The 1976-nt window shown below is 34.6% G+C and carries 2 protein-coding genes; both read right to left on the bottom strand.

The window, feature by feature from the left end; all coding sequences use genetic code 11:
- Positions 1 to 235, bottom strand: a 235-nt coding sequence (locus ENL20_06430) for a hypothetical protein (protein HHE38191.1), incomplete at its 3' end; no start/stop codon positions are given.
- A 37-nt stretch (positions 236 to 272) separates the two neighbouring features.
- A partial coding sequence (locus ENL20_06425) for a choice-of-anchor D domain-containing protein (protein HHE38190.1) occupies positions 273 to 1976 on the bottom strand: 1704 nt, incomplete at its 5' end.

Raw genomic sequence — 1976 nt, 5'->3', positions numbered from 1 at the left:
CGATTTCCAGGAATTCACCTTCATTAAAATAAGAAATTTTCTGAAAGATTTCTTCTCTTTCGGAAATTTCTTCCATTTCAAAACCATTAAGTGCAAAACTTATTTCGATTGCTTCGTTTTCACTGCGAACATGTTCAAAAATGTTCTTTTTCGAGTTTTCCGGAATGTCGATCCATTCCGCTGTTAACATTATCGAAAACAAGATCAATATTAAAACTAAAGTAATTATCTTCATCTAAAAAAACTCCTATTTTGATTATAAAGTTTAAGGTCTATCTGATAATTAACATCTTTTTTGTTTCAATATAATCATCAGTTGAAAATCTGTAAAAATAGATCCCGCTGGAAACGGTTTTATTATATATATCGGTCCCATCCCAAACTGCCTGATAATTTCCAGGTATAAGATTTTGATCGATAATTGTTTTAGTCTTTTGACCTAAAATATTATAGATATCTATCCGAACAGTACTTTCATTGGCAATCGAGAAATTGATGGTTGTTATTCCGTTCCTGCTATTTTTGAGATGGAATGGATTTGGATAATTCTGTTTAATGGAAGTTGTGAAAGCGATTTCAGGTTCATCAATGTTGATCAATACTTCACCTGTCCCGGTTAGATTCACGATAAAAGTTGATTCATCAGGATCATTACTGAGGATGAATAAATCTCCTGTTATTTCACCTTCTGATGTTGGGGAAAAGGTAACATAAACCTGTTGCGTTTGACCTGTTACGAGTTCAAATTCTGTAATATCCACCGTATAATCTTCATTATCGGAATAAATTTCGAAAACAGTTAAAGGATCTTCTCCCAGATTTGTAATTGTTAATGAATCAAGCGAAGACTCTCCAATATATTGTGTTCCATAATCTATTTCCGAAACAGAAACATCTATTTCAGGATTTATTGACATCACGATCAAGTTCACTGGAATTTCAATCAAACTTGAATTAGGATCATTAGAATATAACATCAAATCGCAGAGATATTCACCGATTTCTAATTCATCAGTTCCAATTGATAATGTAATATTATCTGTTTCTCCTGCCGGAATCATTCCATTTACAGGATCGATTGCGAGCCAATCAACTACTTTTCTGATCCTGATCGCTAACTGGTTTTCAACATAATCATCATTATATACCATTTGCAGACCATCATTCCCGGATTCATTCTGGATTCCGATGGTTGCTGTATCAATATCTCCGGTTACAGTTCTGTATTGGAAAAGTATTTCTCCATCAGGATAAATGATAACCTCAAAATCATAAGTTCCGTTATAATCACCAACATAATGTATAACATTATCGAACCAGACAATCAGACTATCCGAAGTGCTGTAATATAAAACATTTCCACCTTCCAGAGGATTGAGGTCATCCCAGAAAGGTAAAATTGCCGGTCGAGGTGCATCTGAAGATGGAACTGCTGAATTTATCCATTCCGTATTATCATCTCCAAAACCTATCCAGCCGTTAGGATTTATCCTGAACTGGTTATAATCTATGCCATAATAATTAAAGGTGAAACCGATCGGCATCAAATCTGTTCCTTCGTCGTTATGATTAAAATATACTTCAGTTCCCATATCTGAAATGTCGATCCAATTATATTCGGGACCATCCGGTTCGTTGCTGTCAATCCATTGATACCCGTAATTGTCAGGTCCGCCATAATCTCTGCTATTTACGATCTCAATACTTTCCTGATAATTTTTACTGATATTGTAAATTAAATTTGCCTGTCCCAGATTTGAAATTTCAAGAATTTGAGAATCGGACTCTCCGGGTTGAACAACAAAATGGAATATTTCCTGGTTTATCTCAATAATTGGAGGTTCAACAATATTCGAACCATTTGTTGTAAATAAAATTGCCATATTATCCTGCAGATGTTTAGCAGCTGTCGGATACCTGTTACTGTAAGTATATTCCAAACCGATCATTCCCGTATAATCTTCTAATCCGACAGT

Source organism: Candidatus Cloacimonadota bacterium (assembly GCA_011372345.1).
Classification (GTDB): Bacteria; Cloacimonadota; Cloacimonadia; order Cloacimonadales; family TCS61; genus DRTC01.
Note: the sequence above shows the minus strand (reverse complement) of the source record. Positions and strands in the feature narration are given on the sequence as shown.